The 16,710-nt window shown below is 66.8% G+C and carries 17 protein-coding genes; 4 read left to right on the forward strand and 13 right to left on the reverse strand.

What is annotated here, in order from left to right; all coding sequences use genetic code 11:
- Positions 1 to 87: 87 nt before the first annotated feature.
- The 8 genes from EC845_RS20805 to EC845_RS20840 form a co-directional block, all read right to left on the reverse strand.
- Complete coding sequence (locus tag EC845_RS20805) at positions 88 to 567, reverse strand: carboxymuconolactone decarboxylase family protein (RefSeq protein ID WP_123300107.1); 480 nt, start codon at positions 565 to 567, stop codon at positions 88 to 90.
- A gap of 266 nt (positions 568 to 833) precedes the next feature.
- Positions 834 to 1,754 (reverse strand): AraC family transcriptional regulator, encoded by a 921-nt coding sequence (locus EC845_RS20810; protein ID WP_123300109.1) that lies wholly within the window; start codon positions 1,752 to 1,754, stop codon positions 834 to 836.
- Positions 1,755 to 1,909: 155 nt separating this feature from the next.
- Positions 1,910 to 2,926 (reverse strand): SLAC1 anion channel family protein, encoded by a 1,017-nt coding sequence (locus tag EC845_RS20815; RefSeq protein ID WP_123300112.1) that lies wholly within the window; start codon positions 2,924 to 2,926, stop codon positions 1,910 to 1,912.
- Positions 2,923 to 4,566, reverse strand: coding sequence for an MFS transporter (locus EC845_RS20820; protein WP_199739880.1), 1,644 nt, complete (start codon positions 4,564 to 4,566; stop codon positions 2,923 to 2,925). The genes EC845_RS20815 and EC845_RS20820 overlap by 4 nt, the downstream gene beginning before the upstream one ends.
- On the reverse strand, positions 4,556 to 4,963 hold the full coding sequence (locus tag EC845_RS20825) for a DoxX family protein (RefSeq protein WP_123300117.1): 408 nt from the start codon (positions 4,961 to 4,963) through the stop codon (positions 4,556 to 4,558). The genes EC845_RS20820 and EC845_RS20825 overlap by 11 nt, the downstream gene beginning before the upstream one ends.
- A complete protein-coding gene (locus EC845_RS20830) occupies positions 4,963 to 6,852 on the reverse strand; it encodes an amidohydrolase (RefSeq protein WP_123300119.1) in 1,890 nt (629 codons plus the stop codon). The genes EC845_RS20825 and EC845_RS20830 overlap by 1 nt, the downstream gene beginning before the upstream one ends.
- Before the next feature lie 85 nt (positions 6,853 to 6,937).
- Positions 6,938 to 7,591, reverse strand: coding sequence for a hydrolase (locus tag EC845_RS20835; protein ID WP_123300122.1), 654 nt, complete (start codon positions 7,589 to 7,591; stop codon positions 6,938 to 6,940).
- A 266-nt stretch (positions 7,592 to 7,857) separates the two neighbouring features.
- Complete coding sequence (locus EC845_RS20840) at positions 7,858 to 8,559, reverse strand: pirin family protein (RefSeq protein WP_123300215.1); 702 nt, start codon at positions 8,557 to 8,559, stop codon at positions 7,858 to 7,860.
- A gap of 100 nt (positions 8,560 to 8,659) precedes the next feature.
- On the opposite strand from EC845_RS20840, the gene EC845_RS20845 reads away from it, so the two are divergent.
- Positions 8,660 to 9,619 (forward strand): LysR family transcriptional regulator, encoded by a 960-nt coding sequence (locus tag EC845_RS20845; RefSeq protein WP_123300124.1) that lies wholly within the window; start codon positions 8,660 to 8,662, stop codon positions 9,617 to 9,619.
- Positions 9,620 to 9,630: 11 nt separating this feature from the next.
- On the opposite strand, the gene eda is transcribed toward EC845_RS20845, so the two are convergent.
- Both eda and edd read right to left on the reverse strand, forming a co-directional pair.
- The gene (gene eda, locus EC845_RS20850; protein WP_123300126.1) at positions 9,631 to 10,296 is read right to left on the reverse strand and encodes a bifunctional 4-hydroxy-2-oxoglutarate aldolase/2-dehydro-3-deoxy-phosphogluconate aldolase; all 666 of its coding nucleotides are present in this window, start codon (positions 10,294 to 10,296) and stop codon (positions 9,631 to 9,633) included.
- Positions 10,287 to 12,173, reverse strand: coding sequence for a phosphogluconate dehydratase (gene edd, locus EC845_RS20855; RefSeq protein ID WP_123300128.1), 1,887 nt, complete (start codon positions 12,171 to 12,173; stop codon positions 10,287 to 10,289). Before edd ends, eda begins: the two co-directional genes overlap by 10 nt.
- Positions 12,174 to 12,385: 212 nt before the next feature.
- On the opposite strand from edd, the gene EC845_RS20860 reads away from it, so the two are divergent.
- The gene (locus tag EC845_RS20860; protein WP_123300130.1) at positions 12,386 to 12,817 is read left to right on the forward strand and encodes a YciI family protein; all 432 of its coding nucleotides are present in this window, start codon (positions 12,386 to 12,388) and stop codon (positions 12,815 to 12,817) included.
- Here EC845_RS20860 and EC845_RS20865 read toward each other — a convergent pair.
- A complete protein-coding gene (locus EC845_RS20865) occupies positions 12,801 to 13,334 on the reverse strand; it encodes an OmpA family protein (RefSeq protein WP_158615746.1) in 534 nt (177 codons plus the stop codon). The two genes, EC845_RS20860 and EC845_RS20865, sit on opposite strands and share 17 nt — an antisense overlap.
- 118 nt (positions 13,335 to 13,452) lie before the next feature.
- On the opposite strand from EC845_RS20865, the gene EC845_RS20870 reads away from it, so the two are divergent.
- Together EC845_RS20870 and pdxH are read left to right on the forward strand one after the other, a co-directional pair.
- On the forward strand, positions 13,453 to 14,208 hold the full coding sequence (locus EC845_RS20870) for a gamma-glutamylcyclotransferase (RefSeq protein ID WP_123300134.1): 756 nt from the start codon (positions 13,453 to 13,455) through the stop codon (positions 14,206 to 14,208).
- On the forward strand, positions 14,205 to 14,852 hold the full coding sequence (gene pdxH / locus EC845_RS20875) for a pyridoxamine 5'-phosphate oxidase (RefSeq protein WP_123300136.1): 648 nt from the start codon (positions 14,205 to 14,207) through the stop codon (positions 14,850 to 14,852). The genes EC845_RS20870 and pdxH overlap by 4 nt, the downstream gene beginning before the upstream one ends.
- 5 nt (positions 14,853 to 14,857) lie before the next feature.
- On the opposite strand, the gene EC845_RS20880 is transcribed toward pdxH, so the two are convergent.
- Together EC845_RS20880 and EC845_RS20885 are read right to left on the reverse strand one after the other, a co-directional pair.
- Positions 14,858 to 16,141 carry a TRAP transporter large permease gene (locus EC845_RS20880; protein WP_123300138.1) on the reverse strand — a complete coding sequence of 428 codons (1,284 nt, stop codon included), beginning with the start codon at positions 16,139 to 16,141 and terminating at the stop codon, positions 14,858 to 14,860.
- A 13-nt stretch (positions 16,142 to 16,154) separates the two neighbouring features.
- A complete protein-coding gene (locus tag EC845_RS20885) occupies positions 16,155 to 16,670 on the reverse strand; it encodes a TRAP transporter small permease (protein WP_123300140.1) in 516 nt (171 codons plus the stop codon).
- Positions 16,671 to 16,710: the final 40 nt, after the last annotated feature.

Raw genomic sequence — 16,710 nt, forward strand, 5'->3', positions numbered from 1 at the left:
GTCCGGCCGCTGCCGGGTTCGAGGATCCCGCCTGCGCTCGAATCCCTTGCGTGCCAGGCCCGCAAGCCCGAAGGTCGCCCGTTCCGATCAGTGCAGCCCGGCCTTTTCCAGCCCGTAGAGCGCATCGGCCGAGCCCGGAACGACCCGGAAACCGATCGCCAGCCTGTTCCAGCCGTTGATGGCAACGATCAGGAAAGTCAGGTCCGACAACTCCGTCTCGGACAGTTGTTCGCGAACCTCGGCATACACGGCATCGCTCACGCCATGCGGCGGCAACTGCGTGACGGCTTCCGTCCAGGCCAGCACGGCACGCTCCCGTGCACTGAACAGGGTGGACTCGCGCCAGATCGCAAGGTGGTGCACACGCAGCTCGCGCTCGCCGTGGATCTTGGCTTCCTTCACGTGCATGTCCAGGCAGAACGCGCAGCCGTTGAGCTGCGAAGCCCGGATGGTGACCAGATCACCGATCTCCTGCACCCAAGGCGACTTCTTCACGCTGTTGTTGAAATCGAGGTACTTCCGTGCGGCTTCGGCAGACAGCTGGAAGTAGTTCAGACGCTGACTCATGAGATGACCTTTCTGTCGACGGTGTCGTCTTGTCGTGAATAGACGGGCACCGGCCGGCGTGGCGCGCACGCACGCAAGACCGCTTGCCCGCAGGCTGAACCGATGGCTCGTTGCGTCGCATCGTTCGTTCAGCGGTGTGTATCTTCCGCCCCCGCACGCCCGCGCAAAAGTACCAAGAAAGATGTTTTCTCATGGGCCATGATGCCCAGGCCCTAAGGGCGGGCGACGGCAGCCGTCACCTCCCCCGCGCAGACAGTCCCTGCCCGCTACCCCTGGCTCTGGCCGCGCAGCCAGGCGCCCGGCGGCAGGCCCTTGAGCTGCGAGAACACCCGGCTCAGATGGCTCTGGTCGGCAAAACCGCAGGCATCCGCCACTTCTGCAAGGCTCAGGCGCGAGGTCAGCAGCAAGGTCTGTGCGCGCTCGATGCGTTGCGACAGCACCCATTGGTAGGGTGTCATGCCCGTGGTGTCGCGGAAGGCGCGAATGAAGTGGCCGCGTGACAGCTTGCAGGCCGTCGCGACGGCGTCGATCGAGGCCTGGGCCACATCCTGGCTCGACAGCATGTCCTTGGCCCGCTGTTCGTTGACGCGCGACAGCACGTGGCGCTTGCGCGGCGTGCCCTGCGACAGCACACCGCCGTACTGTTCGATCAGATAGGTCTGCATCACGAGACCTATCTGCTCGACGAACAGCGCGCTGGCCTGCTGAGGCCGCTCGAGCGCCGGCAGCACGGCTGCCGCCAGATGGGCCAGCACGGGGTCGCGCAAGCCGGTCACGCACTCCAGGCCGCGCACACGCCGGCCCTGCCGCTCGTCCACCGCGCGTTCGAAAGCCGTACGTGGAATCTCCAGAAGCAGGAAGTCGAATGCGCCGCGCAGATCGGCCTGGTAATCGTGCGAAAAACTGCGCACGTACACGTCCTGCTGCCCAAAGTCATGCGCGGTACTGTGTTTGCCGCCGTGGAAAATGCGGCGGCTGTGGCCCTGGGTCAGCGACACCCCGATCAGATAACCCCGATCGCTGGCGGGCGTGGTCACCTGTTCCAGGAAACGCCCATCCGAGCGCTTGCGATAGAACGACACGTCCTGCCCGTGCAGTTCCTGGCTGGTGCCCAGGCGGCTGGCCGTACAGCCCAGCGAGTCCACGCGGGCAGGCGATGCGCCGACAGCGGCAGGCGTCAAGTTCATGGGGATCCGGGCGGGGCGTGGAGAAAAAACCGTCGACCCGCCGAGGCCGGCAGGTACCAGCGCATGGTAGCGGCATAGCCCGGGCCCGGCCAGGCCCCAGTGGAACGTCCCTGCCGGCAGCCGGGATTCAGCCTTGTCCGGCCGGAGGCCGGTCCTCAGTCCTCGCGAAAGGCTGCGCCGCTGGCCAGATGCCAGACGGTGTGCCAGGCCACCCAGCACACCAGGACGGTCGCCACGGTCAGCGCCACCACCGCCACCGTGGCGGTATAAGGCGACGGCCGGGCCATGTAGTAGCCCAGCGAAGCACCGGCCCAGCCGCCGGCCGGGAAGGTCATCGCCCACCAGCTCATGAAGAAGGGCCCATGCGCCAGATGGCGCCCCAGACTGGCCAGCAGGATCGCGATGAACAGGGCCATGCAGTACAGCAAGTCGCCCAGCGCACCGGCATGGCCACCCGTGAAGGCCAGATAGGACGACAGGCCGATCGAAGGCGGTGCCAGCAGGATGAACAGCGTGGGCATGCTGCGCGCACTCATGGCCGGCACGAACAGCACCCGGTGCAGAACGATGGTGAAGAACGGCAGCCACAGCATCAGGCCCACCGAGAAAAAGAACCAGCTGATCTCGACATGGCCCAGCGGGACACCGCCCACGGGCACCAGGATGTTGCCCACCACCGGGATGAACCAGGCGGGCGTCATCACGGCCTCGTCCTGCGCATGCACGATCCAGCGGCGTATCAGGGTCACGGCCAGCACCAGATGCAGCGCCGCGCCCAGCCACCACAGCGCTTCGGCCCAGTCCGGCGCATAGGGCCGCACACCGATCGACAGCACCACCAGCGACACCGAGGCGGCCGGAAAAAAGCTCGACCGCACCGGATGGGCAAACTCCTCGGCCACCTCGCGCAGGCAGAAGCCGAGCTTGGCCAGATGCGCCAGCGACAGCAGCACGCCGCACGACACCGCCAGCACCAGCAGCACCTCGCTGACGAGCAGCGGCACACCGATCGCGCGGTGAGCCAGCGCCCAGGCATTGGAGAGTCCGCCCAGCCCCATCACGGTGGCGAACATGGCCATCGGCAGGCGTGCCAGCCAGGGCTTTTCAGGGCCGCCGGCCGAGGAAGGCGCGGCGGCAGCCTCTGCGGAGGCGGTGGGCGTCGTCGTGTTCACGACGCGACCTCGGCACCCCGGCCGCCATTCTCGGCAGGCCGGCCACTTCTTGGATCCAGCGCCAGGTAGTGGTGAACGACCGGTTTTTCGGGGCCGATGTGGAAACGCATGACCTCGCGCTGCAGGTCCGCGTCGGCGTTCGAGACCCGGTGATGCTGACGCAGGTGTTCGGCCCACGACTCCACCATGAACCATTCGATCACCCGCCCGGGTTCGCCCGTGTGCTCGGCCACGCCCCAGGCATAGGCCCCATCGCGGCGGCGTTCGCCGCCCACCTGCCGCATGGCATGCAGGAAAGCCGGCAGGTCGTGCGTGCGCACGCGGTACTCCACCTGGATCAGCACGGGCCCGCGATCATGGGCCACCGGCGCGGCCAGCAAGGGCTCCGGCCAATGATTGGAGGCCTGCAGATCGGCCTCGCCACGCGGCAGCTTCACGCGATGGAACAGCAGCGACACCACCACCAGCCCCGCCCCGCCGACCAGCAGCGCGACCGGAATGCCCACCTCCTGCGCAAACAGGCCCCAGGCCAGGCTGCCGCCCGCCATGGCGCCATTGAAGACCGTGAGATAGATCGCCAGTCCCCGTCCACGCACCCAGTTGGGCAGCACCGCCTGGGCCACGCCGTTGAGCGTGGTCAGCGCCACGATCCAGCCCATGCCCAGCACCAGCATGAGCAGCACCGCCACGGCCTGCGGCGGTGCCGTGGCCAGCGCGGCCATGACACCCGCGCTCAGCAGCGAAGCCAGCAGCACCAGCCCATCGGCGTCGAGCCGCTGGCGCAGCCGCGGCAGCAAGATCGCACCGAGGATCGCACCCGCACCGACGGCTCCCAGCATCACGCCATAGAAACCGGCCGAGCCCTCGAGCATGCGCCGGGTCACCAGGGGCAGCAAGGCCCACACCGAACTGGCGAACAGGAAAAACACCGCTGCGCGCAACAGCACCACATGCAGCTCACGGCTCGATCGGGCATAACGCAGACCGGCCCGGAAAGCGCCGCCGAACTGTTCCGACAGCCCGGTGTCGGTCGCCGGTGGCCGCTTCCACCAGATCAGCGCAGCGATCACGAACACATAACTCAGCACATCGGCGCCATAGGCCGCCGCCGCCCCCAGACTGGCCAGCAGCAGACCGCCGGCGGCGGGCCCCAGAGCACGGGCCACATTCACGCCCAGCGAGTTCAGTGCGACTGCATTCTTGAGGTCGGCACGCGGCACCAGCTCGGGCACGATGGACTGCCAGGTCGGCCCCATCAGCGCGGCGCCGATGCCGCCCAGGAAGGTCAATGCCACCAGGTATTCCACCGTCAACAATCCGGTCTGCGACAGCAGCAGCAAGGCACCGCTGACGCCGGCCAGCAGGATCTGCACGCCGATCAGAAAGCGCCGCCGGTCGAGGATGTCCGACAGCACCCCTGCCGGTATCGCCAGCAGGAAGATGGGCAAGGTCGCCGCGGTCTGGATCAGCGCCACGGCAGCCGGACTGGCCGACAGCTCGGTGACCATCCATGAACTCGCCACATCGCGCATGAAACTGCCGATATTGCCCAGCACCGTGGCGGCCCACAGCACCGCAAAAACGGGTTGGCGCAGCGGCGCGAAACTGCCGGCCGTGCGGCTTCGTGAATCAGAAGACATCGTGTCCCCCCAGGTCATGCCAGGCCACCAGCAGGAAAGCCCCGACCAGTCCCCAGTGCTCGAAAAACGCATTCGCGACCATCACCCGCTCGCCCTTCGGCCGCAGCCAGTAGCGGTCGGCCAGAAAGGTCGCGGCCACCGTGAACGCGGCCAGTGCCAGCGCACCCAGCCAGCGGTACCAGCCGCTGATCACCAGGGCCGAGGCCAGCAGTTCGAAGGCGATCGTGACGACCGCCATCGGCACCGCGGGCGAGAGCCCGAAATGCCGCATCTCGTCGACCGCACCGCCGAAATCGCGGATCTTGTCGAAAGCCCCTTGCAGATAGGCCGAACACAGCAGCAACAGGGCCAGCCCATGGATCCAGGGCGACAGGAAGACAGCGGTTGCGGTCTGCATCACACCGCCCAGCAGGCACAGCCCAGCGCGCCCCAGAAGCCCTTCAGATCGGCGATCGGCAGCTTGCTGCTCCAGGCCGTGGCGTGCTGGTGGCCGTGCACGTTGCAGTCGTTGGCGCAGGCACAGGCCGCCGCGGCCTGGCGCAATGTCGCCTGCAGCGGCGCGCCCTCCTGCTCGCCCCAGTTGCCGTAGCCGCCAAAACGGCGCACCGGCGACCAGTCGGGCATGGCGGGCGGCGGCGCACTCTGGTCGTATGAAGCAAACTCGCCGGCGCCATACACCACCTTGCCGCCCACCACCGTGAGCAGCGCCGTCGTGTCGGCGATCTCCGATTCCGCACAGGCAAAGTAATCGCGGTCGGGCACGATCAGATCGGCCAGTTGGCCGGCTTCGATGCGGCCCTTCTTGCCGACCTCGTTGGAGAACCAGGTCACGTTCTCGGTCCACATGCGCAACGCCGCTTCGCGGTCCAGGCAATTGCGCTGCGGATACAGCTGCATGCCGCCCACCGTCTTGCCGGTGACCAGCCACGACAGCGACACCCACGGGTTGTACGAAGCCACCCGTGTCGCATCGGTCCCGGCCGACACGTTCACGCCTTTTTCGAGCATGCGTGCCACGGGCGGTGTCGCCTCGGCCGCGCCGTGTCCGTAGCGCTCGACAAAATACTCGCCCTGGTACGCCATGCGATGCTGCACGGCAATGCCGCCGCCCAGTGCCGCGATGCGGTCGATCGACTGCTCGGAGATCGTCTCGCAGTGATCGAAGAACCAGTTCAGCCCCTGCAGCGGAATCTCCTGGTTCACCCGTTCGAACACATCCAGCGCACGGCTGATGGTCTCGTCGTAAGTGGCATGCAGGCGCCAGGGCCAGCGGTTCTGCGCCAGCACGCGCACCACGCCCTCGAGATCGTCCTCCATCTCGGGCGCCATGTCGGGCCGGGGCTGGCGGAAATCCTCGAAGTCGGCGGCCGAGAACACCAGCATCTCGCCGGCCCCGTTGTGACGGAAATAATCGGTTCCCTGCTTGTACGTCGAAGTCGCCGTCCAATTGAGGAAGTCCTCTTTTTCAGCCTTCGGCTTTTGCGTGAACAGGTTGTAGGCCAGCCGGATCGTCAGCAGATCCGCATCGGCCAGTTCCTGGATGACCTGATAGTCGTCGGGATAATTCTGCGAACCGCCGCCGGCATCGATCGCACCCGTGACGCCCAGGCGGTTGAGCTCGCGCATGAAATGGCGCGTGGAGTTGAGCTGATACTCGTAGGGCAGCTTGGGGCCCTTGGCCAGCGTCGCATACAGAATCGACGCATTGGGTTTGGCCAACAGCAGCCCGGTCGGGTTGCCCGCGGCATCCCGCATGATCTCGCCCCCGGGCGGCGCAGGCGTATCGCGCCCATAACCGACCGCCCTCAGCGCCGCACCGTTGAGCAAGGCCCGGTCGTACAGATGCAGCAGGAAGACCGGTGTATCCGGCGCGACCGCATTGAGTTCCTCGATGGTCGGCAGACGCTTTTCCACGAACTGATGTTCGGTGAATCCGCCCACCACACGCACCCACTGGGGCGCCGGCGTGACCGCCACCTGGCGCTTGAGCATGCCCATGGCATCGGCCAGGCTGCGCACGCCGTCCCAGCGCAACTCCATGTTGAAGTTCAGTCCCCCGCGGATGATGTGCAGGTGGTTGTCGATCAGGCCCGGCAAGACACGCCGGCCGCGCAGGTCGATGACACGCGTGTCCGGCCCTGTCAGCGGCATGACCTCGTGGTCCTGCCCCACCTTCAGAAACCGTCCGTTCTGGATGGCGACCGCACTGGCCCTGGGGTTGGCGCGGTCCAGCGTGGTGAACAGGCCGCGGTGAAGGATCAGTTCGGGAGTGGTGCGTTCAGCCATCGTGGCAAGCTCCGGAGGAAATAAAAAAAGGGGGGCTGGAAAAGGAAAAAGGCGCGGCAGGGCGCGCGCCTTCACTGCACTCGGATCAGCCTTCGTGGGCGCCGAACATGGCGCGGGCGTAGTTGATGCCGATGCCGTAGCCGCCGCCGAACTTCTTTGCGATGCCGGTCGTCATCTCGTAGGAGTCGGTGCGTGCCCAATCGCGCTGCATTTCCAGCAGGTACTGCAGCGAGGTGATCGGCTGTGCGCCGGCCTGGATCATGCGTTGCAGGGCACGTTCGTGCGCTTCGGTCGAGATGTCGCCGCAGGCGTCGGCAATCACGAACACTTCGAATCCCTGGTCGAGCGCCGACAGAGCCGGGCCCACGATACAGACGCTGGTCCACAGGCCGGCCAGCACGATGCGTGTCTTGCCGATCTCGTTGACCCGCTTGATCACGGCGGCATCTTCCCAGGTGTTCATCGAGGTGCGGTCCAGCAGGGCCTGGCCGGGGAACGGCGCCGTCACTTCATCGAACATGGGGCCGGAAAAACTCTTCTCGGCGACCGTCGTCAGGATGGTCGATGCGCCGAAACCCGCTGCGGCACTGGCCACCAGAGCTGCATTCGAGCGCAGTTGCACCGGATCGATCGAGTGCGTGGCAAAAGCCATCTGCGACTGGAAGTCGATCATGATCAGCGTGTGGTCATGGGGGTTCAGCAGTTTGGCGCCGGGGGTGGGGGTTGCGGTGATGGTCATGGTCGGAAACTCCGGTTGTGTCAGAAAAGAAGGGCCGCCAGTGCGGCTAGAAAAAAGAGAGCACGAATCGACTGGCGCACCTTAAAAGAGCGCTCTCATGAGGGATAGACGATTTGTGCGATTTTTTGAACAAAAGTGTGCTGAACTGCCTCCGGAGGCACTCAGCCCGAGGGCAGCCACGAAAGCTTGCCTGCGGTTGCGGCATGCGCCGGCCATGGCGGCGGGGGCAGCCGGTGGAGCGGGCCTCGTCGGTCCCGCCCCACCCCTCAGGGTGCCGTGTCGACCAGCACCACCTCGGCGTCGGTCCGTGCCGTGACGGTGAAGCGGGTCACGTCGCGGATCGCGGCGCCGTCGCGGGCCGACAGGGCCACGCCATCGACCTCGATGTCGCCCACGGCCGTCACCAGGTAGGCCAGGCGCTCGGTGCCGAGTTCGTAAGTCGTCGACTCGCCCGCCTTCAGCGTGGCGCCCAGCACCCGGGCCGGCGTGCGGATCGGCAAGGCCTCGTCGTCACCCGGCAGACCGCTGGCCAGCGCCACGAACTGGCCCGAGCGATCGCCCTTCGGGAAGGGCTTGGCACCCCACGACGGCGGTTGGCCGCGGCCTTCCGGAATAATCCAGATCTGGAAGATCTTGGTCACGCCGGGTTCGTTGTTGTACTCCGAGTGCCGGATGCCGCTGCCGGCGCTCATCACCTGCACGTCCCCTGCTTCGGTACGGCCCTTGTTGCCCAGGTTGTCCTGGTGGGTGATGGCCCCTTCGCGGACATAGGTGATGATCTCCATGTCGGCATGGGCATGGGGCGGGAAACCGGTGCCGGGAGCGATGGTGTCGTCGTTCCACACCCGCAGCGCACCCCAGTGCATGCGGGCCGGATCGTGGTAACCGGCAAAGGAGAAGTGATGCTTGGCATCGAGCCAACCGTGGTTGTCACCGCCCAGGGCTTCGTAAGGTCTGCGTTCGATCATGTTGCGCTCCGTCGTTTGCGTGTTGCGATGGATGAACTTTATGACCGATCGAAAGATAAGAGAATAGAAGAGATAGAAAACCATCCATTCCAAAAATTACATGACCAAACTGCCTGACCTCGAAGCCTGGGCGATCTTCGCCAAAGTCGCTGAAACCGGTTCGTTCGCCAAGGCCGCGGCCGATCTCGCACTGTCCCAGCCGACCATCTCGAAAGCCATCACCCGCCTCGAAAAACGCCTGCGCACCACGCTGTTCCACCGCACCTCGCGCAAGATGTCGCTGACCGCCAGCGGCCTGGCCTCGCTCGAGCGCGCCTCGCGCATCCTCAGCGAGGGCGAGGCGGTGGAAGCAGAGGTCACCGAGCAGTCCAAGACGCTGCGCGGCACCATACGGATCGCCGCCCCCATGTCGTTCGGCGTCGCCCATCTGGCCCCTGCCCTGCCGCCCTTCATGCAGCAACACCCGGAAGTCATGCTCGACCTGCACCTCAGCGACGAACTGACCGACGTCGTGGCCCAGGGCTACGATCTGGCGCTGCGCATCGCCGATCTGCCCGACTCCAGCCTGCTGGCGCGTCGCCTGTGTACCGTCCGGCTGCTGCTGGTCGGCTCCCCCGCTTACTTCGAACAGCACGGCCACCCCAAGCATCCGAGCGATCTCGCCACGCACCGAGCCCTGCGGTATGCGAATGCCCGCAGCGGCGACGCCTGGCGCTTCAGGCACAAGAAAAAAGGAGATTTTTCGCAAGCCGTGCCGTCGGCCCTGCGGGTCAACAACGCCGAAGCGCTGGCGCCGGCCCTGCGTGCCGGCCTGGGGCTGGCGCTGCAGCCCGAATTCCTGGCCTGGGACGACCTGCAGGCCGGCCACATCCAGTCCACGCTGGACGACTGGCAGGTGGCGCCGATCGCGCTGCACATCGTCACGCCGCCCGGCCGCGCCAAGCCGGCGCGTGTGCAGGCCATCATCGACTACCTGGCCGAGCATTTTGCGCAAGCCCCATGGGCCAGAGAGCCGGCCGTCATCCCGACGCCGGCATCACGCCCCGCGCGCAAGCGCTGAGGCCGATCGGCTCAGCGCTTGCGCTGCAGCACGCTGGCTTCGCGTGCCAGGGCCGTGATGCGGCCCCAGTCGCCCTGCGCCACGGCATCCGCCGGCGTCAGCCACGAGCCGCCCACGCAGGCCACGTTGGACAGGCCCAGGAACTCATGCGCGTTGGCGGCGCTCACGCCACCCGTCGGGCAGAACGTCACGTCGCCAAAGGGACCGCCCCAAGCCTTGAGCATGGCCGGACCGCCCGCCTGCATGGCCGGGAAGAACTTCAGCTGGGTGTAGCCGGCTTCCTGCGCCTGCATGATCTCGCTGCCCGTGGCCACGCCCGGCAGCAGAGGCAGACCCAGATCGCGGCAAGCCTGGCCCACCGCCACCGTGTAGCCAGGGCTCACGGCAAAACGGGCACCGGCCCGCTGGGCCGCCTGCGCATCGGCCGCGCTGCGCACGGTGCCCGCACCCGCGACGGCCTCGGGCACTTCGCGCGCAATGGCTTCGATGCAGGCCAGCGCAGCCGGCGTGCGCAGCGTCACCTCCAGCATACGAATGCCGCCGGCGACCAGTGCACGTGCCAGCGGCACGGCATGGGCCACGTCCTCGAGCACGATGACCGGAATCACCGGGGCGTCCCGCATCACATCCAGGGCCGTCAGCGACGGTGCGTTTTGTTGATCGGCATTCACAGCCATGTACAAGCTCCTTCTTCTGCACTCAGGGCATGGCGACGCATGCCCGCAAACAATTCACGACCCAATCCGCTGCCGTTGGCAGCCCGGTGCTGCGCATCCAGCACCGCCGCCGGCCTGGCCTCCCACTCGCCGGCCGCGACCTGCACGTCGAGCAAGCCGGCCTCGGCATCGAGCCGGATCAGATCGCCATCGCGCACCTTGGCCAGCGGACCGCCGGCCAGCGCCTCCGGCGACACATGGATCGCCGCCGGCACTTTACCCGATGCGCCGCTCATGCGGCCGTCCGTCACCAGCGCCACGCGATAACCCTTGTCCTGCAGCACCGCCAGCGGCGGCGTCAGCTTGTGGAGTTCGGGCATGCCATTGGCCTGCGGCCCTTGCCAGCGCACCACGCAGACCACGCCGTTCGACGGATGCGACTGGCACAGCCGTTCGAGTTCACCGGACTTGAACGCCGCCTGCAGCGCCTCCTGTGTATCGAAGACCTTGGCCGGCGCCTCGATCAGATGGCGGTCTTGCGGCACGGCAGAAATCTTGATCACCCCGCGGCCCAGTTTTCCGCGCAGCAGCTTCAATCCGCCTGTCTCGCTGAACGGCGCAGTGGCCGGCCGCACCACGTCGGTATCGCGCGACGCGCCGATCTCGTGCCAGACCAGACCGGCTGCCGGACGTGCCCCCGGCTGCTCGCCGACTGCAGCCGCCGCCCCGGCGAACAAGGCCGGCTCGCGTGTGTACTCGCGGATACCGCCCGTGCGCACCGTCAGCACGTCCTCGTGCATCAATCCGGCATCGAGCAGTTCTCGAATCACGTAACCCGGGCCGCCGGCCGCCTGGAACTGGTTCACATCGGCCTTGCCGTTGGGATAGACCCGCGAGAGCAGCGGAACCACCTGCGACAGCTGGGCAAAGTCGTCCCAGTCGATGACGATGCCTGCCGACCGCGCCACCGCCACCCAGTGGATCAGGTGGTTGGTCGAGCCCCCCGTGGCCAGCAGCGCAGCCATGGCATTGACGATGCAGCGCTCGTCGACCACATGGCCGATGGGTGCGTAGCGCCGCTCGCGCGTGATGCCCAGCACCGTGCGCGCCGCTTCGCGCGTCAGCGCCTCGCGCATCGCATCGGCCGGCGCGATGAACGAGGTCCCCGGCACGTGCAGACCCATCGCCTCGAGCAGCATCTGGTTGCTGTTGGCCGTGCCATAGAACGTGCACGTGCCCTCGCCGTGATAGGCCTGCGATTCGGCTTCCAGCAGCGTCTGCCGACCCACCAGTCCCTGGGCCGCCTGCTCGCGGACCTTGGACTTTGCGGAATTCGACAGGCCCGAGGTCATGGGTCCGGCCGGGACGAACACCGTCGGCAGGTGCCCGAAATGCAGCGCGCCGATCAGCAGGCCCGGCACGATCTTGTCGCAGACGCCCAGCATCAGCGCCGCATCGAACACGTCGTGGCTGAGCGAGACCGCCGTCGCCATCGCGATGGTGTCGCGCGAGAACAGACTGAGCTCCATGCCCGGCGTGCCCTGCGTCACGCCGTCGCACATGGCCGGCACCCCGCCGGCCACCTGCGCCGTGGCACCGTGGCGGCGGGCCTCGTCCTTGATCAGCTCGGGGTAGCTGCCCAGCGGCACGTGCGCCGACAGCATGTCGTTGTAGGCGTTGACGATGCCGATGTTGGGCGCGCGCTGCGTCACCACCCTCAGCTTGTCGTTTCCGGGCATGGCCGCAAAGGCGTGGGCCACATTGGCGCAGCCCATGCGTTCGGCGCCCGGCGCACGGGCCGAATACTCGTCGATACGGGCGAGATAGGCCGCGCGCAGCGGCTGGCTGCGTTCGCGGATGCGGTCGGTGACAGCCTGGACCTGGGCATGCACATTCATCGTGGACTTTCTCGTGGGGCACGGCGGAACGGCAACCGCGTGCATTGGTAACTTAATTACATGCACATGTTACCAACACCGGCATGACGGGGCCAGCCTTCACCGAAAAATCCAGGGTTTACCCTTGGTCTTGAGCGATCGGGTCATGATCGCCTTGCAGGGGTCGCGGTCATGGGCCCACCATGGCAGTTCATTGCACTCCAGGAGACGACATGCGATTCATGGTGTTGATCAAGGCCGACCGCGACAGCGAAGCCGGCGTCATGCCCAGCGAACAACTGCTCGCGGAAATGGGCCGTTTCAACGAAGAACTCGTCGCGGCGGGCGTGATGCTGGCCGGCGAAGGCCTGCACCCCAGCGCCAAGGGGGCCCGCGTGCTGTTCGACGGCACGCGGCGGCAGGTGGAGCCAGGCCCCCTGGGCGACCCCGATCACTTGATCGCCGGCTTCTGGATCTGGTCGTGCGCCTCGCTCGACGAGGCCATCGACTGGGTGCGGCGCTGCCCCAATCCCATGCAGGGCCGGTCCTGGGTCGAGATCCGGCAGATCTTCGAAGCCGAAGACTTCGGCGCCGCCCTCACGCCCGAACTGCGCGAGCAGGAAGAGCGGCTGCGCACCGCCGTGGAACTCAATCGGCCAGCGTGACCTCGACCCGGCGCGCCTGTTCGGCGTCGCCGCTACCCGTGCTGTCGGCCGGACGGCGGTACTCGATGCGCCCCTGAGCCACGCCCAGGCCCTGCAGGGTCTGGCCCACCGCCACCGCCCGCTCCTTGGCCAGTGCGGCATTGAGGATGGCATCGCCGCTGGCGTCGTGGAAACCGGAAATCACCGCCCGGCGGCCGGCTTGCACGCCCTGCACGATGTCGGCCAGGGCCGCACCGGCATCCGCGGGCAGCGCCGCGCTGTTGACCGCAAAATAGAAGCTCACGACACCGGCCGAGACTTCGACACGGCTGGCAGGCGAGCCGGCCGCACCTGCGGCATCGCCCGTGAGCGGCGCAACGGATTGGGCAATCTCGCGTTCCTGCTGGCGTGTGAGATCGGTCTTGAACACACCTTGGTGATACAGGACCGCAGACAGCACGCTGACCACCACGACCCCCACGAGCGTGAACACCAGGCCCAGGGCAAAGCGCGATTGACCATCATCTTGTTGTTGCACAGCTGACACGTATGACTCCATTGAAGTTGTCGCACCGCCCGGAACGGCGGCACCATTCCACCATTCTAGGGAATTGCCTGTCCGGGCAAGTGTCTCTGCAAGTGTTTACAGTCCAGGCATGATTTTCGACCCGTCCGAGCCCACTCCATCCCCTTCGGCATCCGATGCCGCGGCCGCCGGCGCACGTCTGCGCGAGCAGGTGCTGCGCGGCTGGCAGCCGGGGACGGATATGTGGCTCTTTGCCTATGCCTCGCTCATCTGGCGTCCCGACTTCGACTGCCCCGAACAGCGGCCCGCCCGGATTCGCGGCTACCACCGTGCGCTCAAGATGTGGAGTCACGTCAATCGCGGCACGCCGCAATGCCCCGGTCTGGTGTTTGCCCTGCTGCCCGGCGGCAGTTGCCGCGGCCTCGCGCTGCGCGTGCCGGCCGACCAGGCCCGCCAGATCTTCGAGCAGCTGTGGCTGCGCGAAATGCCCACGCTGACCTACATCCCGCGCTGGCTGCGCTGCGAGACACCGCAGGGGCCTGTTCAGGCCCTGGCCTTCACCCTGCCACGGTCGAGTCCCGGTTACACCGGGCTGCTCAGCCCCGACCGCTACCGCGAGGTCTTCGCGCAGGCCCGCGGCTGCTTCGGCACCACGCTGGAATACGCCCACCGCACCCATGACAGCCTGCGGGCCCTGGGCATCGAGGATGACGCCCTGGCCCGCTTGCTGGCCTTGACCGCGCCGGCCGACCCTCCCTTGCCGCAACCCCGTCGCCGTTCACATCCGGCCCAACCAGACCGCGCCAAGCCTGCAGCGCAGGCCCGGCAAGAGGACAATCGCCCCATGGCGCACGCTGGCGCCGCCAGACCGGAATCAACGACATGAGCAAACTCTCCGACACCATTGCCGATCTCCGCAAGAGCTACGAACAGGCCGAACTCGACGAGAACCAGTCCAGCGATCGACCGCTGCGCCAGTTCGAACTCTGGCTCGATCAGGCCATCGAGGCCCACGTGCCCGAGCCCAACGCCATGACGCTCGCCACGGTCGGCAGCGACCTGCGGCCCTCCACGCGCATCGTGCTCATCAAGGGTTACGACGAGCGCGGCCTGGTCTGGTACACCAACCGCGACAGCCGCAAGGGCCGAGAACTGGGCGGCAACCCCTATGCCGCACTGCAGTTTCACTGGGTCGAGCTCGAGCGTGTCGTGCGTATCGAGGGCCGGGTGGAATTCACCAGCGACGAGGAAAGCGATCGCTACTTCAACAGCCGCCCGCTCGATTCACGCATCGGGGCCTGGTCCAGCCCGCAGAGCCAGCCCATCGGCAGCCGTGCCGTGCTGGTCGGCAATGCGGCGAAGTACGCCGCGAAATTCGGACTCAAGCCGCCGCGCCCGCCGCATTGGGGCGGCTACCGGCTGGTGCCCGAGCGCTGGGAATTCTGGCAGGGCCGCAAGAGCCGCCTGCACGACCGCCTGTGCTACCAGCTCGAGGCCGGTCAATGGCAGCGCAGCCGGCTGGCCCCTTGAACCGCTCAGCGGCCCAGGAAGTGCGGCAGGCCGACCGACAGCCAGGGCACCAGGGTCAGCGCCATCAGGATCAGGAAGTGCGCGACCAGGAAAGGCACGAGTTCACGTGTCAGGGCGCTCAACGGCACCTTGGCGCTTGAACACACCACGAACAGCAGGCTGCCCACCGGCGGCGTGATCATGCCCAGCGTCAGGTTCACGATCACGACGATCGCGAAGTGCACCGGATCGATGCCCAGAACACCCGAGATCGGCGCCAGGATGGGCACCAGAATCATCACCCCGGGCAGCGGCTCCATGAAGATGCCGAACACCAGCAGCAGCACGTTCACGGCCATCAGGAACGCGATGGGCCCCAGGTTCCACGCCACGATCATGTCGGCCAGGGCCTGCGGCGTGCCTTCGATCGTCAGCACCCATGCAAAGGCCGCAGACGCCGCCACGATCAGCAGGACCGAGGCCGTCAGCAGCGCCGAACGCGCCAGGATGCCCGGCAGCGCCGACCACTTGAGCGTGCCGTAGACCCACTTGCCGCATGCCAGCGCATAGAACACGGCGACCACCGAAGCCTCGGTGGGGGTGAAGATGCCCAGCCGGATCCCGCCGAGCACCAGCACCAGCAGCAGCAGTGCGGGGATCGCCTTCCAGGTGTTGATCAGCATTTCCCGCAACGAGGGGCGCGGATCGCCGCTGCGGTAGCCGCGTTTGCTGCACACCCACCAGTTGACCGCCGCCATGCCCAGGGCGATCAGGATGCCCGGCACCACGCCGGCCAGGAACAGCGACAGCACCGAGACCCGCTCGTCCTGCAGGCAGTACACGATCATGATGATCGAGGGCGGGATGATCGGCCCGACGATGGCCGTCGCCGCGGTCAGGGCCGCCGGATAGGCACGGCCGTAACCGGCCTTGTCCATCATGCGGATCATCATGGCGCCGGGCCCCGCAGCGTCGGCCAGGGCCGAACCCGAGATGCCCGAGAAGATCGTCAGCGACAGCACGTTGGCGTAACCCAGCCCACCCCGGAGGTGGCCGACGAACTGCGCCGCAAAACGCAGCAGCACCACTGTCAGCGCCCCGCCCGACATGATCTCGGCGGCCAGGATGAAGAACGGCACCGCCATCAGCGGGAAACTGTCGATGCCGGTGAACATCTCCTTGAACACCACCACCATCGGAAACTCGCCGCCCACCAGCACGGCCAGGGCCGCGGCGATCGCAAGCGAGAACGCCACCGGCACGCCCAGCGCCAGCAACACAATCACGGAAACGAAAAGTGTGATCCACATGTCTTTGTTCCCTTCAGATCGAAGCCGCGGTTTCCGCGTCGATCTCGTCCGATTCGATGAAGCGGTGCTCCAGCACATAACGCCGCGCCACGAAGGCCAGGTGCAGCATCAGCAGGCCGAAGCCCACGGGCGAAGCCAGATACACCCACCAGTAGGAAATGCCCATGACCGGCGTGGTCTGGAACTGCATGAAGTCCATGTACTCCAGCCCCCACCAGGCCATGGCCGCAAAGAACGTCATCAGCCCGGCCACCACCAGTGCCCGCAGCACCTGGCCGGCGACTCGCGGCAGGCGGTTCTGCAGATCCTCGATGGCGACGTGGCCGCCGAAGCGCAGCACCAGACCGGCGCCCAGGAACGTCACCCAGATCATCAGGTAACGGCCCACCTCCTCCGCCCAGACCAGCGAATCGTTGGTCAGGTAACGCAGCACCACATTGGCGAAGATGATGCAGGCCATCGCGCCCAGCATCAGGATGAGCAGCCAGCGGTTCACCCGTACCACCAGCCCTTCGAGTCGATCGATCATGTTGTTGTATGTCTGTGCATCAAGAAGAAATCACGCCGGT

The sequence above is a fragment of the Comamonas sp. BIGb0124 genome (assembly GCF_003752175.1).
Classification (GTDB): Bacteria; Pseudomonadota; Gammaproteobacteria; order Burkholderiales; family Burkholderiaceae_C; genus Comamonas_F.

What these genes read in the sequence shown, in the direction of transcription:
- EC845_RS20805 (WP_123300107.1), bottom strand. Translation starts at nt 567, where the DNA reads ATGAGTCAGCGTCTGAACTACTTCCAGCTGTCTGCCGAAGCCGCACGG.
- EC845_RS20810 (WP_123300109.1), bottom strand. Translation starts at nt 1,754, where the DNA reads ATGAACTTGACGCCTGCCGCTGTCGGCGCATCGCCTGCCCGCGTGGAC.
- EC845_RS20820 (WP_199739880.1), bottom strand. Translation starts at nt 4,566, where the DNA reads ATGTCTTCTGATTCACGAAGCCGCACGGCCGGCAGTTTCGCGCCGCTG.
- EC845_RS20825 (WP_123300117.1), bottom strand. Translation starts at nt 4,963, where the DNA reads ATGCAGACCGCAACCGCTGTCTTCCTGTCGCCCTGGATCCATGGGCTG.
- EC845_RS20830 (WP_123300119.1), bottom strand. Translation starts at nt 6,852, where the DNA reads ATGGCTGAACGCACCACTCCCGAACTGATCCTTCACCGCGGCCTGTTC.
- EC845_RS20835 (WP_123300122.1), bottom strand. Translation starts at nt 7,591, where the DNA reads ATGACCATCACCGCAACCCCCACCCCCGGCGCCAAACTGCTGAACCCC.
- EC845_RS20840 (WP_123300215.1), bottom strand. Translation starts at nt 8,559, where the DNA reads ATGATCGAACGCAGACCTTACGAAGCCCTGGGCGGTGACAACCACGGT.
- EC845_RS20845 (WP_123300124.1), top strand. Translation starts at nt 8,660, where the DNA reads ATGACCAAACTGCCTGACCTCGAAGCCTGGGCGATCTTCGCCAAAGTC.
- eda (WP_123300126.1), bottom strand. Translation starts at nt 10,296, where the DNA reads ATGGCTGTGAATGCCGATCAACAAAACGCACCGTCGCTGACGGCCCTG.
- edd (WP_123300128.1), bottom strand. Translation starts at nt 12,173, where the DNA reads ATGAATGTGCATGCCCAGGTCCAGGCTGTCACCGACCGCATCCGCGAA.
- EC845_RS20860 (WP_123300130.1), top strand. Translation starts at nt 12,386, where the DNA reads ATGCGATTCATGGTGTTGATCAAGGCCGACCGCGACAGCGAAGCCGGC.
- EC845_RS20870 (WP_123300134.1), top strand. Translation starts at nt 13,453, where the DNA reads ATGATTTTCGACCCGTCCGAGCCCACTCCATCCCCTTCGGCATCCGAT.
- pdxH (WP_123300136.1), top strand. Translation starts at nt 14,205, where the DNA reads ATGAGCAAACTCTCCGACACCATTGCCGATCTCCGCAAGAGCTACGAA.
- EC845_RS20880 (WP_123300138.1), bottom strand. Translation starts at nt 16,141, where the DNA reads ATGTGGATCACACTTTTCGTTTCCGTGATTGTGTTGCTGGCGCTGGGC.
- EC845_RS20885 (WP_123300140.1), bottom strand. Translation starts at nt 16,670, where the DNA reads ATGATCGATCGACTCGAAGGGCTGGTGGTACGGGTGAACCGCTGGCTG.